This is a genomic window from Haloarchaeobius baliensis (assembly GCF_052060055.1).
Taxonomy (GTDB): domain Archaea; phylum Halobacteriota; class Halobacteria; order Halobacteriales; family Natrialbaceae; genus Haloarchaeobius; species Haloarchaeobius baliensis.
The window spans coordinates 2,101,119-2,117,073 of record NZ_JBPPFR010000001.1 but is presented as its reverse complement, the minus strand read 5'-3'; the positions used below and the strand labels follow the sequence as shown (position 1 = coordinate 2,117,073).

The 15,955-nt window shown below is 68.9% G+C and carries 19 protein-coding genes; 11 read left to right on the top strand and 8 right to left on the bottom strand.

Annotated elements, in window-relative coordinates; all coding sequences use genetic code 11:
- Positions 1–56: 56 nt before the first annotated feature.
- The 3 genes from ACSG06_RS10835 to ACSG06_RS10825 are packed head-to-tail and all read right to left on the bottom strand — an operon-like array spanning position 57 to position 1,794.
- Positions 57–344 carry a hypothetical protein gene (locus ACSG06_RS10835; protein WP_440990268.1) on the bottom strand — a complete coding sequence of 96 codons (288 nt, stop codon included), beginning with the start codon at positions 342–344 and terminating at the stop codon, positions 57–59.
- The gene (locus ACSG06_RS10830) at positions 341–1,459 is read right to left on the bottom strand and encodes a TIGR04053 family radical SAM/SPASM domain-containing protein (protein WP_440990267.1); all 1,119 of its coding nucleotides are present in this window, start codon (positions 1,457–1,459) and stop codon (positions 341–343) included. Before ACSG06_RS10830 ends, ACSG06_RS10835 begins: the two co-directional genes overlap by 4 nt.
- A gap of 2 nt (positions 1,460–1,461) precedes the next feature.
- Complete coding sequence (locus tag ACSG06_RS10825) at positions 1,462–1,794, bottom strand: CGCGG family putative rSAM-modified RiPP protein (RefSeq protein WP_440990266.1); 333 nt, start codon at positions 1,792–1,794, stop codon at positions 1,462–1,464.
- 113 nt (positions 1,795–1,907) lie between these two features.
- Here ACSG06_RS10825 and ACSG06_RS10820 point away from each other — a divergent pair, with 113 nt between their 5' ends.
- Positions 1,908–2,165, top strand: coding sequence for a DUF2249 domain-containing protein (locus tag ACSG06_RS10820; protein ID WP_440990265.1), 258 nt, complete (start codon positions 1,908–1,910; stop codon positions 2,163–2,165).
- 36 nt (positions 2,166–2,201) lie between these two features.
- Here ACSG06_RS10820 and ACSG06_RS10815 read toward each other — a convergent pair whose 3' ends face one another.
- Both ACSG06_RS10815 and ACSG06_RS10810 read right to left on the bottom strand, forming a co-directional pair.
- Entirely contained in the window at positions 2,202–2,435 is a 234-nt protein-coding gene (locus ACSG06_RS10815; RefSeq protein WP_440990264.1) for a DUF2249 domain-containing protein, read from the bottom strand.
- Positions 2,436–2,525: 90 nt separating this feature from the next.
- Positions 2,526–3,839 carry a DUF8130 domain-containing protein gene (locus tag ACSG06_RS10810; RefSeq protein WP_440990263.1) on the bottom strand — a complete coding sequence of 438 codons (1,314 nt, stop codon included), beginning with the start codon at positions 3,837–3,839 and terminating at the stop codon, positions 2,526–2,528.
- Positions 3,840–3,964: 125 nt separating this feature from the next.
- Here ACSG06_RS10810 and tenA point away from each other — a divergent pair, with 125 nt between their 5' ends.
- Entirely contained in the window at positions 3,965–4,624 is a 660-nt protein-coding gene (gene tenA, locus ACSG06_RS10805; RefSeq protein ID WP_440990262.1) for a thiaminase II, read from the top strand.
- Between the two features lie 40 nt (positions 4,625–4,664).
- Here tenA and ACSG06_RS10800 read toward each other — a convergent pair whose 3' ends face one another.
- Complete coding sequence (locus ACSG06_RS10800) at positions 4,665–4,892, bottom strand: DUF2249 domain-containing protein (RefSeq protein ID WP_440990261.1); 228 nt, start codon at positions 4,890–4,892, stop codon at positions 4,665–4,667.
- A gap of 114 nt (positions 4,893–5,006) precedes the next feature.
- Between ACSG06_RS10800 and ACSG06_RS10795 the strand changes: the two genes are divergently transcribed.
- Entirely contained in the window at positions 5,007–5,657 is a 651-nt protein-coding gene (locus tag ACSG06_RS10795) for a helix-turn-helix domain-containing protein (protein WP_440990260.1), read from the top strand.
- Between the two features lie 6 nt (positions 5,658–5,663).
- Complete coding sequence (locus ACSG06_RS10790; protein ID WP_440990259.1) at positions 5,664–6,065, top strand: DUF7342 family protein; 402 nt, start codon at positions 5,664–5,666, stop codon at positions 6,063–6,065.
- A 53-nt stretch (positions 6,066–6,118) separates the two neighbouring features.
- Here ACSG06_RS10790 and ACSG06_RS10785 read toward each other — a convergent pair whose 3' ends face one another.
- Positions 6,119–6,661, bottom strand: coding sequence for a halocyanin domain-containing protein (locus tag ACSG06_RS10785; protein WP_440990258.1), 543 nt, complete (start codon positions 6,659–6,661; stop codon positions 6,119–6,121).
- Positions 6,662–6,883: 222 nt separating this feature from the next.
- On the opposite strand from ACSG06_RS10785, the gene ACSG06_RS10780 reads away from it, so the two are divergent.
- From ACSG06_RS10780 to ACSG06_RS10755, 6 genes are all read left to right on the top strand, one after another.
- Positions 6,884–9,178, top strand: a complete 2,295-nt coding sequence (locus ACSG06_RS10780; protein ID WP_440990257.1) for a nitric-oxide reductase large subunit — start codon at positions 6,884–6,886, stop codon at positions 9,176–9,178.
- 120 nt (positions 9,179–9,298) lie between these two features.
- Positions 9,299–10,375, top strand: a complete 1,077-nt coding sequence (nirK, locus tag ACSG06_RS10775) for a copper-containing nitrite reductase (protein WP_440990256.1) — start codon at positions 9,299–9,301, stop codon at positions 10,373–10,375.
- Positions 10,376–10,515: 140 nt separating this feature from the next.
- Complete coding sequence (locus ACSG06_RS10770) at positions 10,516–11,040, top strand: transcription factor (protein WP_440990255.1); 525 nt, start codon at positions 10,516–10,518, stop codon at positions 11,038–11,040.
- Entirely contained in the window at positions 11,040–11,714 is a 675-nt protein-coding gene (locus ACSG06_RS10765; RefSeq protein WP_440990254.1) for a DUF2110 family protein, read from the top strand. The genes ACSG06_RS10770 and ACSG06_RS10765 overlap by 1 nt, the downstream gene beginning before the upstream one ends.
- Before the next feature lies 1 nt (position 11,715).
- Positions 11,716–12,525 carry a DUF5803 family protein gene (locus tag ACSG06_RS10760; RefSeq protein WP_440990253.1) on the top strand — a complete coding sequence of 270 codons (810 nt, stop codon included), beginning with the start codon at positions 11,716–11,718 and terminating at the stop codon, positions 12,523–12,525.
- Between the two features lie 47 nt (positions 12,526–12,572).
- Positions 12,573–13,265, top strand: coding sequence for a competence/damage-inducible protein A (locus ACSG06_RS10755; RefSeq protein WP_440990252.1), 693 nt, complete (start codon positions 12,573–12,575; stop codon positions 13,263–13,265).
- On the opposite strand, the gene ACSG06_RS10750 is transcribed toward ACSG06_RS10755, so the two are convergent.
- Complete coding sequence (locus tag ACSG06_RS10750) at positions 13,266–14,402, bottom strand: site-2 protease family protein (protein WP_440990251.1); 1,137 nt, start codon at positions 14,400–14,402, stop codon at positions 13,266–13,268.
- Between the two features lie 403 nt (positions 14,403–14,805).
- Between ACSG06_RS10750 and ACSG06_RS10745 the strand changes: the two genes are divergently transcribed.
- A complete protein-coding gene (locus tag ACSG06_RS10745) occupies positions 14,806–15,870 on the top strand; it encodes an ATP-NAD kinase family protein (RefSeq protein WP_440990250.1) in 1,065 nt (354 codons plus the stop codon).
- Positions 15,871–15,955: the final 85 nt, after the last annotated feature.

Here is a 15,955-nt window from a genome sequence, read left to right as displayed (position 1 = left end):
CGTCGACGCCTCGCGGGTGACACGACGAGCCACCGCTGTCGGCCCGCCACGGCAACTCACTCGGAGAACAGCGCCGCGACCACCGTCGGGTCGACCTCCGTCTCGTCAGCGTGGCACGACCGCCCACGTGCGACCGTGAACGGGGCATCGACGAGTCGTCGTCGGAGCCGGGCAGCCAGTGTCGCCACAGCCTGCCGCCGCTCCTCGGTCAGTTCTCCACTGGCGGCGAGCTGCGAGCAGGCCTGCTCGACGGCCTCGCGCTGGACGCGGTGGGCGCGCTGTTCGGCAGTCGTCGGGGTCCGTCGTGGGTGGTCGTCGGTCATCTCGGACTGGTCCGCCCTCATCCGCGACTCGGCTCGGGCAGCGGTCCTTCGTACCCGTCCGGCACGTACGGGCAGAGCGGGTCGCTCTCCAGCGGGTCGCCCGTGTGGGCATACGCCCGGGAGCGACTGCCCCCGCAGACGTGACGGAACTCGCACGACCCGCACTTCCCGCGGAGCGAGTCGTCGTCACGGAGCCGCTCGAACAGCGACGCGTTCCGGTAGATGTCGACCACGCTCTCGTCGCGGACGTTGCCCGCGGACTCGGGGAGGAATCCCGACGGGTACACCTCGCCGACGTGGCTGACGAAGGCGAAGCCGTCGCCGGCGGTGATGCCGGTCCGGCGGCCGATGCCGGCCGGTGGGCCGCCACCACCCGTCCCCGGTGTGGGCCTCCCGCCGCCGTTGCCGGTCCCGTCGCCCTGCTGCCGCTGGATTCCGACCCGGCGGTACTGAGGGGCCTCCGTCGTCTTGACCCCGAAGTCGGCGTCCGCGCGCACGTCGTGGAGCCAGCCCATCACGCGGTCGGCACGCTCGGGCGACACCGGGTCGAGGAGCCGACCGCGACCCACCGGCACGAGGAAGAACACCGACCAGAGGACAGCCCCGAGCTCGTCCACCAGGTCGCGCACGGCCGGGAGTTCGTCGACCGTGTCGGCGCAGACAGTGGTGTTGATCTGGATGGGGAGTCCGGCCTCGCGGGCCTGTCGGGCCGCGCGGACGGTCGATTCGAAGCTCCCCGACTCACCCCGGAAGGCGTCGTGTGTCCTCGGCGAGCCGCCGTCGATGCTCAGCGCGAGCCGCCGCAGCCCCGCGTCGGCGAGCTCGTCGAACCGCTCGCGGGTGAGCGAGCTGGTGCCACTCGGTGTCATCGTCATCCGGAGCCCGCGGTCGGTGCCGTGGTCGACGAGTTCGATGGCGTCGTCGCGGGCGAGCGGGTCACCCCCGGAGAGCACCACGATCTGCCCCGCTGCGAACCTCCGGGCTTCGTCCAGCAGGTGCTTCCCCTCGGCTGTCGTCAGCTCGTCGGGATGACGCCGTGGCTGTGCGTCGGCACGGCAGTGCTCGCAGGCCAGTTCGCAGGCCTGGGTCAGCTCCCAGACCAGCACGAACGGCCGCTCGTCCGTGTCCACCTGCATGGTCACGCGTCGTCGGGGAGCGTCCAGTCGTCCTCGACGTGGACCCGCGTGACGTGGCCGCCGCAGCCGCACTGCTCGACGTACTCCCAGTGGGCGGCGTCCCCGACCGCCTCGCCGAGCGCGTCGAACAGGTAGGTCTCCGGGTGCCCACAGTCGCCGTGGGTGACGAGGTTCACGTGGTACCCCGCCCGGGTCTGGGAGATGGCCGTCAGTGCGTCGTCGACGACCAGCCCCGGGCTGTCGGCGTACTCGGGCTTCTCCAGGTTCACCGACCAGGAGCCGTCGTGTGCTTCCGCGGCGACCGATTCCGTGTCATCGTGCGAGACGCTCGTCATACCCGACACTCGGGGCGGAACTGCCGAAACAGGACTCCCGAACATGTTCGCCGCGCTCGGAGGCGAACGTGTTCGGGGACATCACCCAGTGGCTCGCGGTCGTTCCTGGAGGTATGGACGCCGAGACACTCCGTGGGGTGACTGCTGCACCGACGGACAGACCGTGCGAACTGCTCGACGCTCGCGAGTTGCCACCGCCGGAACCCCTCCAGCAGACCCTGGAGTGGACCGCCGACGCGAACGGGACGGTGCTCGTTCAGGTGAACGACCGCGCACCACAGCACCTCTACCCCCGGCTGGCTGACCGTGGATTCGAGTACGACACCGTGGAGACGGACGACGGGGTCGTCACCGCCGTCTGGCAGGAGTGACAGGCAGGGGGTAGACGAGCGGTCTCGGGGACGACGCTACTCCTTCGGCAACGTCGCGATGAACTCGTCGTCGGCGACGCGGTCGACCGTGTAGCCGTCCGCGTCGAAGTCGTCGACCTCGGCCTGGAACTCGTAGAACAGCGGCTTCGGGTCGTGGTCGTTGACGAGCGTCAGCGCCTCGCCGGGGTCGAGCCGCTCGAAGGCGTCGTGGATCTTCGGGTGTCGCTGCTGTGGTGGCAGCTCGCGGACGTCGATCAGGTTCTCGGGCATCGGGTGGACGTAGCGGCGGCTTCGGCGTGGACCTTGGCCCGAACACGTTCGCCCGACGCTGTGTCCTGTACTTTCCAGCCTGCCAGGCCCTCACTCCACGCGCACGCGGACGGTGTAATCGAGCGTTCCACCGCCGGCGTCACCTGGACGCTGGACGCCGAGCGACGCGTCGAGCACGTACTCGCCGGGTGCGAGCTCCGGGTCGACCTGGAACGTCCGTTCGACCGTGCCGCCAGCCTCGACCTCGGTGACGAGGCCGATGCTTTCGACGGCGGTGACCGCCCTGCCGTCCGTGTGGACGTGGTCGCTCTCGTCGTAGGCGTCCGTCCAGAGGAGCGACCGACGGTCCCCGTCGGCGGCACGGAGGGAGAGCACGCCGAACGGTGCCGGCGCGCCGCTCGTGACGGAGACGGTGCTCTCGGCGTCGTTCCGGAGCGAGAGCTGGAGTGCGGGGCCGTCCGCACCGTCGACGGCGGTCGCGTCCAGCGTGACGGGGAGGGGTTCGCGGTTCTCGACGTAGGTCGTGTGGAAGCGCCCGTCGATGTAGACGTAGTCGTGGTCGTCGAGCCCGGCGAGCAGTCCCTCCGGTGGGTCGTCGAGCGGGTAGACGCCCGAAGCCGCACCGGCCTCGCGGAGGACCGACCGGACCTCGGCGGAGGCCTCGCTGGCGTCCCAGACCGGTCCGTCGGCGAGCTCTGCGGGGGAGATCTCGGTCGCGGTGACGGCGTAGGGCGGGGCGGCGTCGGCAGTGGCACGGGTGAGCCGGACGGTCTCACCGCGGTAGTCGACCGCGTCGTACTCGTCGAGGAACGAGTCGAGGCTCGGCCAGAGGTACGTGGTCTCGAACCCCTCGTCCAGCGCGACGCGGACGAGACCGGAGAAGACGACGCCGTCGTGGGTGACAGCGGCCTCGTACTCCTCGTAGCTGGCTACCGAGTCGACCTGGCTCTCGTCGACCCGTTCCGCGGTGATCTCGGCGGTCGGCAGCGTGTGTTCGAGCTCGTAGTAGCTGCCGTCCCGACTGACGTACCGTGTGTTCGCGACGAACTCCCGGAGCCACGCGGGCCGGTCGTCGCTCTCGTACTCCCCGTCGATGGCCTGCTCGACGACGTTCCGTTCGGGGTCCTCGAACGCGGAGATCGGCGTCGGTTCGATGCCGGGGCCGGTCCCGAGGTCGTTCAACCGGAGGACGTACCGACCGGTGTCCACCGACTGGACGGTGAGGCCCGAATCCGGAGCCTCGGTTCCACCGTCGGTGGTCGCCCGCTCGGTCGCCGGTCCACCGGTCTGGGGTTCGGTCGGGGTCTCGGTCGGGTCGCCCGCGGAGAGCGAGTCGGTACAGCCGGCGAGGAGACCACCGAGCGCGGTCGTCGGGAGGAGCTTCAGGGCGTCTCGACGCTGCATGGTCGCGGGTTGTCCGGGGAACCGCAAAGTACCTCTCCAAGCTGAAACGCCGGTTGTAGCGACGACAGGATAACAACTCCGTTGTATTCGCAAGTTATAACCCGCTGTGGGACGCGCTCCGAGCCATGGCATTCAGCGACGAGCTCCTCGACGCGGGCGAGCACATCTGGGCGGCACAGTACGACCATCCGTTCGTGACCGAACTCGCGGCGGGTACGCTCGACGAGGCAGCGTTCCGGCACTGGGTCGAGCAGGACTACCGTTACCTCCTCGACTACGCCCGGACGTTCGCCGTCGCGGGGACGAAGGCACGGGACGAGGGGACGATGGCCCAGCTCCTCGGTGTCGCACACACCGTGCTCGACGACGAGATGGACCTGCACCGCGAGTTCGCCGAGCAGTACGACCTCGCGCCGGGCGACCTCGAGTCGGTCCGCAAGGCGCCGACCTGCGTCGCGTACACGAACTACCTCGTCAGGACGGCCCACGAGGGCTCCATCGCCGAGATCGCCGCGGCCATCTACCCCTGCGGGCAGGGCTACCTCGACGTCGCCCGCCACATGAACGACCTGATGGCCGACCGGCACCGCTACACGCCGTTCGTCGAGAAGTACACGAGCGAAGAGTTCGCCGAGGCCGTCGGCTGGATGCGCGAGTTCGTCGACCGCTGTGGCGAGCGCTACCCCGGCGAGCACGACGCGATGCGCGAGGCGTTCCTCACGAGTGCACGACTCGAGCATGCCTTCTGGGAGATGGCGTACAGCCGGGAGGACTGGGCGGTCTGAACGCCGGCGGGGACGGTCCGCCTTCGCTCTGGCCGCTCGCTCAGCGACGCTCTATCCTGACGTGCCACTCCGTCGGCCCCATCTGCTCGGTCTCGTACTCGAACCCCCGGTCGACGAGCACGTCGTACAGCGGCACCGGCTCGAACCCGTTCACCAGCAGCAGCCGGTCGCCGTCGTCCAGTTCGGAGAGCGTCGCGTCGATCTGACCGAAGGGCTCGCCGTCGACGTCCCTGACGTCCAGTACCTGGGTCGGTTCGTTCGTGGCCATGGTCCGAGTTCGGCGGGCGGACAGGTGGCGATTCTCCCGAATGTGTTCGGCCTGTTCCGAACATGTTCGGGAACATTGATTGGGGCTCCACGCCTGTACGTCTCGATAGGAACAATGCCACGCGCAGAACTCACCCTCACCGTGCCCGAAGGGGTCTGGATCGGCGACATCTCTCGGGACCACCCCGAGGCACGCTTCCGGATCCTCGCCGCGCTCACCGACGAGGACGCCGGCGTCGGACTGGCGGAGGTCATCGCGCCCGACCTCCCGCCGGTCGTCACCGCCATCGACGCCGACGAGACCGTCACCGAACTGGAGGTGCTCCAGGCCGACGACGGGAAGGCGCTGGTCCAGTTCGAGACCACGACGCCGTTCCTCCTGCTCCCTGTCCAGGGCTCCGGCGTCCCGCTGGAGATGCCGTTCACGCTGGAGGATGGGAAGGCCGAGTGGGAGATTACCGCCCCCCAGCACCGGCTCTCCGCGCTGGCCGAACAGCTCGACACGTTCGGCATCCCCTTCACCGTCGAGCAGGTGAGCCAGCGCGTCGAACCCGAGCGACTGCTCACCGACAGCCAGCTCCGGCTGCTGCTCGCCGCCGTCGACCGGGGCTACTACGACACGCCGCGTGACTGCTCGCTCACCGAGCTCGCCGACGAGCTCGGGATGGCGAAGTCGACGGCCTCAGAGACGCTGCACCGGGCGGAGGAGGCCGTCGTGAAGCGGTTCGTCGAGGACGTCGACGAGGACGTGCTGATCGAGCACTGACAGACCATGAACACCGACAGTCTCGCCGTCGATAGCGACAGCCACGTACAGCCAGACCCGCGCGCCGTCGTCGGTGCGCTGGCAGACGACGACTGCCGGGACATCGTCGAGTTCCTCGACGAACCGGCGACGGCGGGCGAGGTCGCCGACGGTGCCGAGGTCCCGCTCTCGACGACCTACCGGAAGCTCGACCAGCTGGTCGATGCCGGGCTGGTGACCGAGCGGACCGACGCGCTCCGCCGCGGCCAGCCGACGACCCGGTACCGTCGGGCGTTCGAGTCGGTCCGCGTCGAGACGGACGACGACGGGGCCCTCGAGGCCGTCGTGGAGGGGCGCGCACGGACGGCCGACGAGCGCCTCGAGAGCCTCTGGACGGAGCTCCGGACGGAGACCCGCGGCGGCAGGTAGTGCGTGAGGAGGCCGACCGGGTCGGCTTCGCGAGAAGCAGGAGTCGGGGTCCGCTACTCGACGACGACAGCGCCTTTCATCCCCATCTGCTCGTGCGGTGAGCAGAGGTACTTCACCGTCCCGGACGAGTCGAACGTCTGCTCGAACGTGTGCCCCGAGTCACCGACGAGGTCGCTCTCGAAGCTCCCTCCGTTGGCGACGACGTTGTGCATCCCCCCGTCGCCGGTCCACTCCCAGACGACCGTCGTTCCGGCGTCGACGCGGATGGCTGCCGGTGCGAACGCGAAGGCGCCACCGTTGCCCTGGGCGCCGACGCTCACCGTCACCTCGGACTCCCCGGTGTGGTCGGCGACCCCATCGTAGTTGCCGACGTTGTCGAACCAGCCATCGAACTCGGGGCTCCCGCCGCCACCGTCGTTCTCGGCGGGATCGGCGGTCTCGTCACCGCCGCCGTCCCCACCGTCGCCGCCGTCGCCACCGTCGTCGCTTCCCCCGCCGTCGTCCCCGCTCAGACAGCCGGCGAAGGACGACAGCGCGGTCGCGGCGGCGGCGGTCTGCACGAACGTCCGTCGGTCCAGTCTCGTATCGCGTGACATCACAGGCGAGAGTTGCGTGCTCGTCGGGATAGGCGTCGCTCAGATTCCAGGCCGGCGGGAAGGTGACCGAACACGTTCGCTCCCCGAACGCCCCTGGTCCCTGTCGGTCGCGAACCGGTTCGTATCCCCCCACGTCCCCCCGACGAACGTGTTCGGACGGCCTCCCGACTGGATGGAACGGCATCACCATTACAAGTTCCGGACGGTGTCATCACCACCTGTATGGAAGTGAGACGAGGAACCCTCGCGAAACTGCTCGCGGTCGTGTTCGTGTTCAACCTCCTGGTGATGGGAGCCGGGGCGCTCTACTCCTACGAGCACACCCCGCCCATCCCGAAGGAGGTCGCCGGACCCGGCGGCGAGACCGTCGTGACCGACGCGCAGGTGCGCGAGGGGAAGACGGTGATGCAGCAGAACGGCCTGATGAACCACGGCTCGATCCTCGGCAACGGCGCGTACTACGGCGTCGACTACACCGCCGACGCGCTCCGGTTGAAGACGCAGTTCATGCGCGAGTACTACGCCGACGAGCGCTACGGCGAGGCCTACGACGCGCTCCCGGCCGAGGAGCAGGCAGCCGTCGACAGTCTCGTCCGGTCGGACCTCGCCGACGGGACCGTCGACGACCGCATCCGGTACTCGACCGCCGAGCTGTACGCACACCAGCAGGTGCGCGACGTGTACGTCGAACGGTACCACGAGGGCGCCCGCGAGCGTGGCGTTCCGGCGGACACCATCGACTCCGCCGCGGAGGCCCGCCGATTCGCCGACTTCGCGCTCTGGACGGCGTGGATCTCCCACACCGACCGTCCCGGCGGTGACGCCTCCTTCACCAACGAGTGGCCGTTCGCCCCCGACGCCGGCAACTCGCCGACCGGCGGCGCGATGATGTGGAGCAGCATCAGCCTGGTCCTGCTCGTCGGCGGTGCTGGCTTCGGCGTCTGGCTCTACAAGTCCGTCGAGCTCCCCGAACCGAAGGTCGGCGCGGTCGAGATACCCGACCCCTCGGAGGTCGACCTGCATCCGAGCCAGCGGGCGGCGACGCGGTTCATCCCCATCGCGGCCGGGCTGTTCCTCGTCCAGACTCTGCTGGGCGGGCTGCTCGCGCACTACTACGTCGAGCGCGACGGCTTCTTCGGGCTCGGCGAGCTGCTCGGGGTGGACATCGTCGCGCTGTTCCCGTTCTCGATGGCGAAGACGTTCCACCTCGACCTCGGCATCCTCTGGATCGCCACGCTCTGGCTCGGTGCCGGGCTGTTCCTCCCCGCCCTGCTGACCGGGCACGAGCCCGACCGCCAGAAGACGTACATCCACGTGCTGCTCGGCGCGCTCGTCGTCGCCACGGTCGGGGGGCTCGCCGGCGTCTGGCTCGGCGCACAGGGCTACATCGACGGCGAGTTCTGGTGGATCATCGGCAACGAGGGCCTCGAGTACCTCGAGGTCGGGCGGCTCTGGCAGTTCGGACTGCTCGTCGGCTTCGGTCTCTGGACCGTCCTCGTGGCCCGGGGCTTCAGACCGATGCTCGACCGCGAACCGCGCTACGGCCTCGCGCACATGATCATCTACGCGGGCGGCTCCATCGGCCTGCTGTTCGTCTCCGGGATGCTCTACACCCCACAGACGAACATCGTGATGACGGAGTTCTGGCGCTGGTGGGTCGTGCACATGTGGGTCGAGGGCGCCTTCGAGTTCTTCATCGTCGCCGTCGTCGCCCTCACCCTGGTCTCGATGGGCCTCCTGCGGAAGCGGTCGGCCGAGAAGGCGGTCGTCTTCGAGGCACTGTTCGTGATGGGGACCGGCGTCATCGGCGTCTCCCACCACTACTGGTGGGTCGGCCAGCCGGACGTGTGGGTCCCGCTCGGGACGGTGTTCTCCACGCTCGAACTCATCCCGCTGGTACTCATCCTCTTCGAGGCCATCAACGAGTACCGCGCGCTCGCGACCGCCGGCGAGGACTTCCCGTACACGCTGCCGTTCAGGTTCATCGTCGCGAGCGGCCTCTGGAACTTCGTCGGCGCCGGCGTGCTCGGGTTCTTCATCAACCTCCCGCTCATCAACTACTACGAGCACGGCACCTACCTCACGGTGGGGCACGCCCACGCCGCGATGTTCGGGGCGTTCGGCTTCCTCGCGCTCGGCATGGCGACGTACATGCTCCGGCTCTCGACCGCCCCCGGCGAGTGGGTGGAGAAGCGCCTCCGCTGGGCGTTCTGGCTCTGGAACGTCGGGCTGGCGGTGATGGTGTTCGTCTCCGTCCTGCCCGTCGGCTTCCTCCAGCTCGACGCCGCGTTCACCGAGAGCTACGCCTACGCGCGCAGTCTCGAGTTCTACAACAGCGAGACGATCCAGCTGCTGTTCTGGGCGCGTCTCCCCGGTGACACGCTCATCATCCTCGGCACGGCCGTCTTCGCCTACGACGTGCTCGTGAAGCGGTTCTCGCTGCGCGACGTCTCGATCAGCGACGAGGACCGGCCCTACTCCATCCCGAACCGCGTGCTCGCCGAGGACGACGACTGAACAGCTCCCCCATCTTAAGTACCCCGTCCGAACACCTTCGTGCCGGTTTCACCCCCCTGAGAACCGGCTCATCGGTTGATGTGGGTGGCCTCGCAAGCATCGAACGTGAGGTGACCACCAATGTTTGACACCACGCGGCGGCGCGTCGTACAGGGTCTCGGTCTCGGTGGCGCAGCGACTCTCGCCGGCTGTACCACGGGGGGCCAGTCCACGCAGGAGAGCCAGCAGACCACTGTCGCGTCCACCCAGAGCCAGGACGGGCCGGCGGCGACGACGGTCGACCGCATCGCGGCCGACCCGCGCGAACTTCCGGACCCGGTGGACTGGGACGAACCACGCCGACACGAGGTCGAGCTCGAGGTCACGGAGGAGACGGCGGAGATCGAACCCGGCGTCACGTTCGACTACATGACCTTCGACGGTCGCGTCCCCGGACCGATGATCCGGGTCCGACGGGGCGACACCGTCCACCTCACCGTGACCAGTCCGGAGGAGAACTCGATGCCGCACAACATCGACCTGCACGCGGTGTACGGTCCCGGTGGTGGGGCGGAGGCGACGACGGTCACCCCCGGCGGGAGCGCCAGCATCGAGTTCACCGCGATGTACCCCGGCGTCCACATCTACCACTGTGCGGTGCCGAACCTCGACCAGCACATCAGCGCCGGGATGTTCGGCGCCATCCTGGTCGAGCCGGAGGACGGGCTGCCCGAGGTGGACCACGAGTTCTACTTCGGCCAGCACGAGATCTACACGGACAAGTCGGCCGGCGAGGAGGGTCACCACGCGTTCGACTTCGAGGGGATGAACAAGGAGGAGCCGACGTACGTCGTCTACAACGGGGAGGCGTACGCCTTCACCGAGAGCGGCTACGGGCCGATGGAGGTCGACAAGGGCGACCGCGTCCGGATATTCATGTCCAACGGCGGCCCCAACCTCACCAGCTCCTGGCACGCGATCGGGAACGTCTGGACCGACTTCTACCGGGACGGCGCGCTGGCGAACGACCCGGAGCACTATGTCGAGACCGCGCCGGTCGCGCCCGGGACGGTCGCCTGTGCCGAGATCGACACGCCCGTCCCCGAACCCATCAAGCTGGTCGACCACGCTCTCACGCGGGTCGCCCGGAAGGGCATGATGGGGGTCATCCAGGTGAACGGCTCGCCGGAGCCCGACATCTTCAACCCGGACCCCTGAACGGGACAGTCGACGACTGAGGCACCCACCGTCGCGGCGCTGACCGCGACCACATCACGGACGGCACCTGTCTGTCATCCCGACGCCCGCACGGGGCCGGAGCGGTACTTTTAAACGCGTGAGACCCCCGAATTACGGTAATGGCTTTTGAGGAGCTCCTGGAAGACCCTGTCATCCAAAAGTACCTCCACGAGCTGGTCGGTCCGAAGGGGATGCCGGTCGCGGCCGCCCCGCCGGACGGCGAGGTCACGGACGAGGAACTCGCAGAGGAACTGGACCTGGAGCTCAACGACGTGCGCCGGGCCCTGTTCATCCTCTACGAGAACGATCTCGCCTCCTACCGACGGCTCCGCGACGAGGACTCTGGCTGGCTCACGTACCTGTGGACGTTCCAGTACCAGAACATCCCGGAGAATCTGGAGGAGGAGATGTACCGTCTGCTCGACACGCTCGAGGACCGCAACGAGTACGAGCGCAACCACGAGTTCTACCTGTGTGAGGTCTGCTCCATCCGCTTCGAGTTCGGCGAGGCGATGGACTTCGGCTTCGAGTGCCCCGAGTGTGGGTCGCCGGTGGAGTCGATGGACAACGAGATGCTGGTCACGGCGATGGAGGAACGCATCGCGGACCTCCGTGACGAACTGAACGTGGACGCGAGCGCATAATGGTCGTCCTCGCAACAAAGCTGTACGTCGAGGGCGACGCGAGAGACCGCTCGCTGGACGCGCTCCGTGCGCTGGTCGACAACGAGGTCGGCGAGCTGGACGTCGAGTACGAGCTGGGTATCAGACACGACGACTTCCCGACGGTGACGCTTGAGGGACCCGACGCCGTCGCGGCCCGGAACGTGCTCGCCGAGGAGTACGGCGAGATCCTCCCACAGCTGGAGGCCGGCGAGACCTACGTCGGCACGCTCCAGCGCTGGGACGAGGAGGGCTTCGTCCTGGACGCGGGCCAGCACGTCCGCATCCCGGCCGACGAGCTCGGCCTCGGTCCCGGCACCCCCGAGCAGATCCGCGACCGCTTCGGCATCGTCCAGCACCTCCCGATGCGGTTCGTCTACGGCGGCGACGACGAGCCGTCCCGCCTGGCCGATGAGGAGCGCGACCGCCTCTACGAGTGGACCCGCGGCACCGGCCGGCTGAACGTCAACAGCGCGACCCGCGGCGAGGTCCGCGCGACGGTCAACCGCGCCGGCCACGCACAGGACATCGTCACCGTCGAGCGCCTCGGCCTGCTCGAACAGTCCGTGGTCTGCCGCGAGGGGACCGACCCGCCGGGCCTGCTGGCCAGCGTCGGGGAGTACCTCCCGGCCGAACTGAAGTGCGTCGTCCCATAGCATGAACCGTCGACTGCTGCTCGGAATCGGCCTGGCGCTGCTACTCGTCGCGAGCGCCGGCTGTCTCGGGCTGTTCGGCGACGGTATCTCCGACGCACGGCTGGACCGCAACGCCACCTACGACTGGAACGAGGTCCCGAGCTGGAACGCCAGCAACGGCACGCCCGAGCCCGTCGAGACGCCGGAGACGACCGACGTGTTCGTCAACGTCACCGGCAACGCCTACCACGCGGTCTACCACATCGACAACCGTACCGACGAGGAGTTCGAGGTGTGGACCCGCGGCATCAGCAACGACAACCCGGTCGACATCTCCGCCCTCCGGTTCCGCTACCCCAACGGCACCACCGTCAACGGCTCCGAGCTCCGGGTGTACAAGACGAACTACCGGACCCACATCGTCCTCCCCACAGACGACGGCGCGGTCAACGGCACGCTCGCGTTCTCCGGCCCCGCCGAACCCAAGCACTTCCGCATGTGGAACTACATGGAGGGCACCTACGAGGTCGTCCTGCCCGCCGGCTTCCGCACCTCCTTCTTCCTGTTCGGACAGGTCGTCCCCGCCGCGGACAACAGCTTCGTCGACGACGACAACCGGCTCCACCTGGAGTGGACGGACGAGGACGACCCCGTCTCGGGCCGGATGACGATCAAGTACTACCTCCAGCGCGACTACTACATCTTCACCGGCACCGCGACCATCCTCGGCCTCGCCGCGCTCATCGGGATGGGCTACTACTGGTACCAGATCCGCGAACTGACGGAGCTGCGCGAGGAGATGGGCTTCGACAGCGGCGACGGCCCGGGCTGACTCCCGCTAGCGCGCGTTTTTTGTCCACGCCGACCCTTGCCCGAGGTATGCGCGTAGCCGTCGTGACCGTCGGCGACGAACTCCTGAGTGGCGACACGGAGAACACCAACGCGACGTGGCTCTGTCGGCGGCTCACCGAGCGCGGCGTCGACGTCGAGCGAGTCTTCACGGTGCCGGACGACGTGGGCGACATCGCGCAGGTGGTCAACGAGTCGCTGGCGGCGTACGACGCGGTCGTCGTCACCGGCGGGCTGGGGCCGACCCACGACGACCTGACGATGGAGGGGGTCGCGGCGGCGGTCGGCCGCGAGGTCGAGGCCAGCGCGGAGGCGGAGGCGTGGCTCACCGAGCAGGGTGGCTACGCCGCGAGCGACCTCGCGCCGGGGACGACCCACCTACCGGCCGGTGCCCGGGTGCTACACAACGAGGTCGGCGTCGCGCCGGGCTGTGTCGTGGAGTCCGTCTACGTCCTGCCGGGCGTGCCCGACGAGATGGAGGCGATGTTCGAGCAGATCGCGCCGGAGTTCAGCGGGACGATCCGCCACGTCGAGGTCGTCGACGCAGCCGAACCGGAGTCGGCGCTGGTCGAGCGGTTCGCCGAACTGCGCGACCGGTTCGACGTGCAGGTCGGGAGCTACCCCGGCGAGACGGTGTCGGTGAAGCTCTCGGGGGTCGACGAGGACGAGGTGCGCGAGGCGGCGGCGTGGCTGCGCGACCGAGTGACGGCGCCCGAAGAGTAGTCAGGGCAGGCCGGAACCGAACTCCCGCTGCATCGAGAGCGCGTGAGCGTAGTCGGACTCCGAGAGGACGCCGACGACGGAGCCGTTCCGGGTGACCAGCGCGTTCTTCGCACGCGAGCCGTTGAGCGCTGCCAGCGTCTCGAAGGCGTCGCCGGTGATGTCGAACCGTGGCACGTCCTTCGCGAGCTGGCCCACCGTGGTCGACCCCCGTTCGTCGGCCGCGACCGCGCGCATGTCCGCGAGCGTGACGACGCCGACGACCTCGCCGTACTCGTCGGTCACGGGATAGACGGTCCGGCGCTCGCGGAACATCCGGTCGGCGAACTCGGCGACGGTCTCGTACTCCGGCACCGTCGTCGGCTCCCGGGACATGATGTCCCCGACGGTGATGCCCTCGAGCAGCTCGTCGAGCAGGACCGTGCGGGACTCCGTGGTCGCCGCGCCGTAGATGAACAGCGCGAGCAGCAGCATGATGATGTTGAAGCTGAGCGCGCCGAGCAGGGCGAACAGCAGCGCGAACACGATGCCGACCCGTGCTGCCAGCCGGGTCGCGCTCGCGTAGGGCCGGTTGCGCGCGAGCAGCGCCCGGAGGATTCGCCCGCCGTCCATCGGGAACGCGGGCAGCAGGTTGAACACGGCGAGCGTGAGGTTCGCGACGGCCAGCCAGCCGAAGACGAACTGCGCGACGGGTACCGATGAGGGTGTGACGAGCAACACGCCGGCCGCCGCACCGGCGGTGGCGACGCTCGTGACGGGCCCGGCGATGGCGATCCAGAACTCGCGGTTCCACTCGCGTGGGATCTCGGACAGCGCGGCCAGCCCGCCCAGGATCCAGAGCGTGATGGACTCGATGCCGAGGCCGTACCGGCGGGCGACCCAGGCGTGGCCGAGCTCGTGCAGCGTCACGCTGACGAACAACCCGACCGCGGCGAGGGTCCCGACGACCCACGGCGTCGACCCGGTGCCGAGCGCCTCGGTGTCGACGGCGACGCCGAACGCAGCCTCGATCCAGCCCGCGTAGAGGCCGATCTGTTCGCCACTGCCGAGCAGCCACGCCAGTATCGGCAGGAACACCACCAGCGAGATGTTGATGCGGATGGGGATACCCCAGATCCTGAGAACGGTGAGGTTTCGCATACCAACCGCTACGACGTTTGAGCGGTTAAAACGGGTGCCCGGCCCGGTGGATTACCGGTAGATGTGGAGCAGCCAGCCGACGGTCAGTGCCAGACTCGCGACGAGGACGACCCACCCGGTGCCCGGGAACGGCAGCGCGCTGCCGGCTTCGAGGACGAGGTTCATCATATCTCGCGCTTGCGCCCCCGGTAGCTTAAACGTTCACATGTCGGGGAGCAGGGCCCGCGCATCGGCGGGTGCGGGACATCTGAGCCGGGGGACGAGAGACAGCCACTGCGCCCGCCAGAGCTGCCCCGGTGACACTGTTCAGGTTCCACGCCGTCGTTGGACGGCCCGACCGACCGCACGAGACCGGGTGCCGGAAACGCGTCCTTTTTCCACGGGACCGACCAAGGGTCGGCCAATGCGAATCGGGGTCGTCGTCAACCCCATCGCCGGGATGGGTGGCCGCGTCGGACTGAAAGGGACCGACGGGAAGGTCGCGGAGGCACGCGAACGTGGCGCGGAGCAGCGCGCACCCGAGCGCGCGGTCGAGGCCCTTCGGACGTTGCGCGAGGCCGCGGGCGAGGAGATGGAGCTGTTCGTCGCCGGTGGCGAGATGGGCGAACGGGAGGCCCGCGAGGCGGGGTTCGAGCCGACCGTCGTCACCGACCCCGGCGACGGGACGGATGCCGAGGACACGCGTGCGGCGGTCGAGGCGTTCGTCGACGAGGGCGTCGACCTCGTGCTGTTCGTCGGCGGCGACGGGACCGCCGTGGACGTGGCGAAGACACTGCAGGCAGCCGGCGCAGACACGCCGATGCTCGGGGTGCCGGCGGGCGTGAAGATCTACTCCTCCGTCTTCGGCGTCACACCGAGGGATGCGGGTCGTGTCGCGGCGACGTTCGAGCGCGTCGCGGACCGGGAGGTGAACGACATCGACGAGGACGCCTACCGCGGCGGCGAGGTGCGGACGACGCTGCACGCGGTCGTCCCGGTGCCGGTCGCGGAGGCCGTGCAGTCCTCGAAGCAGGTCGGCGGGGGCACCGTCGAGTCGCTCGCGGAGGGGTTCGCCGACGAGGTCGACCCCGACGTGACGTACATCCTCGCGCCGGGGAGCACCGTCGGCGCCATCAAGCGCGCGCTGGGCTTCGAGCCGTCGCCGCTCGGGGTCGACGTCTGGCGCGACGGCGAGGTGCTCGCGTACGACGCGACCGAGGACGAGATACTCGAGGTGCTCGGCGAGCGGAACGTCATCGTCGTCTCGCCCATCGGCGGGCAGGGGTTCATCTTCGGCCGGGGCAACCACCAGATCTCCCCCGCGGTCATCGACCGATGCGAGGTCGAGGTCGTCGCCTCGCGGGACAAGCTCGACGACGTGGGCGTCCTCCGTGTCGACACTGACGACGAGGCGGTCAACGAGTCGCTCCGTGGCTGGCAGCAGGTCCGCGTCGGCCGGTACGAACGCCGCCTGCTGAAGGTCGTCTGAGCGGTCCTGTCACGGGTTGGCAAATGTTGCCGGTTGCGACACTGCGTACAAAGTGGTATTATCGACTACTACGGAATATAATCGC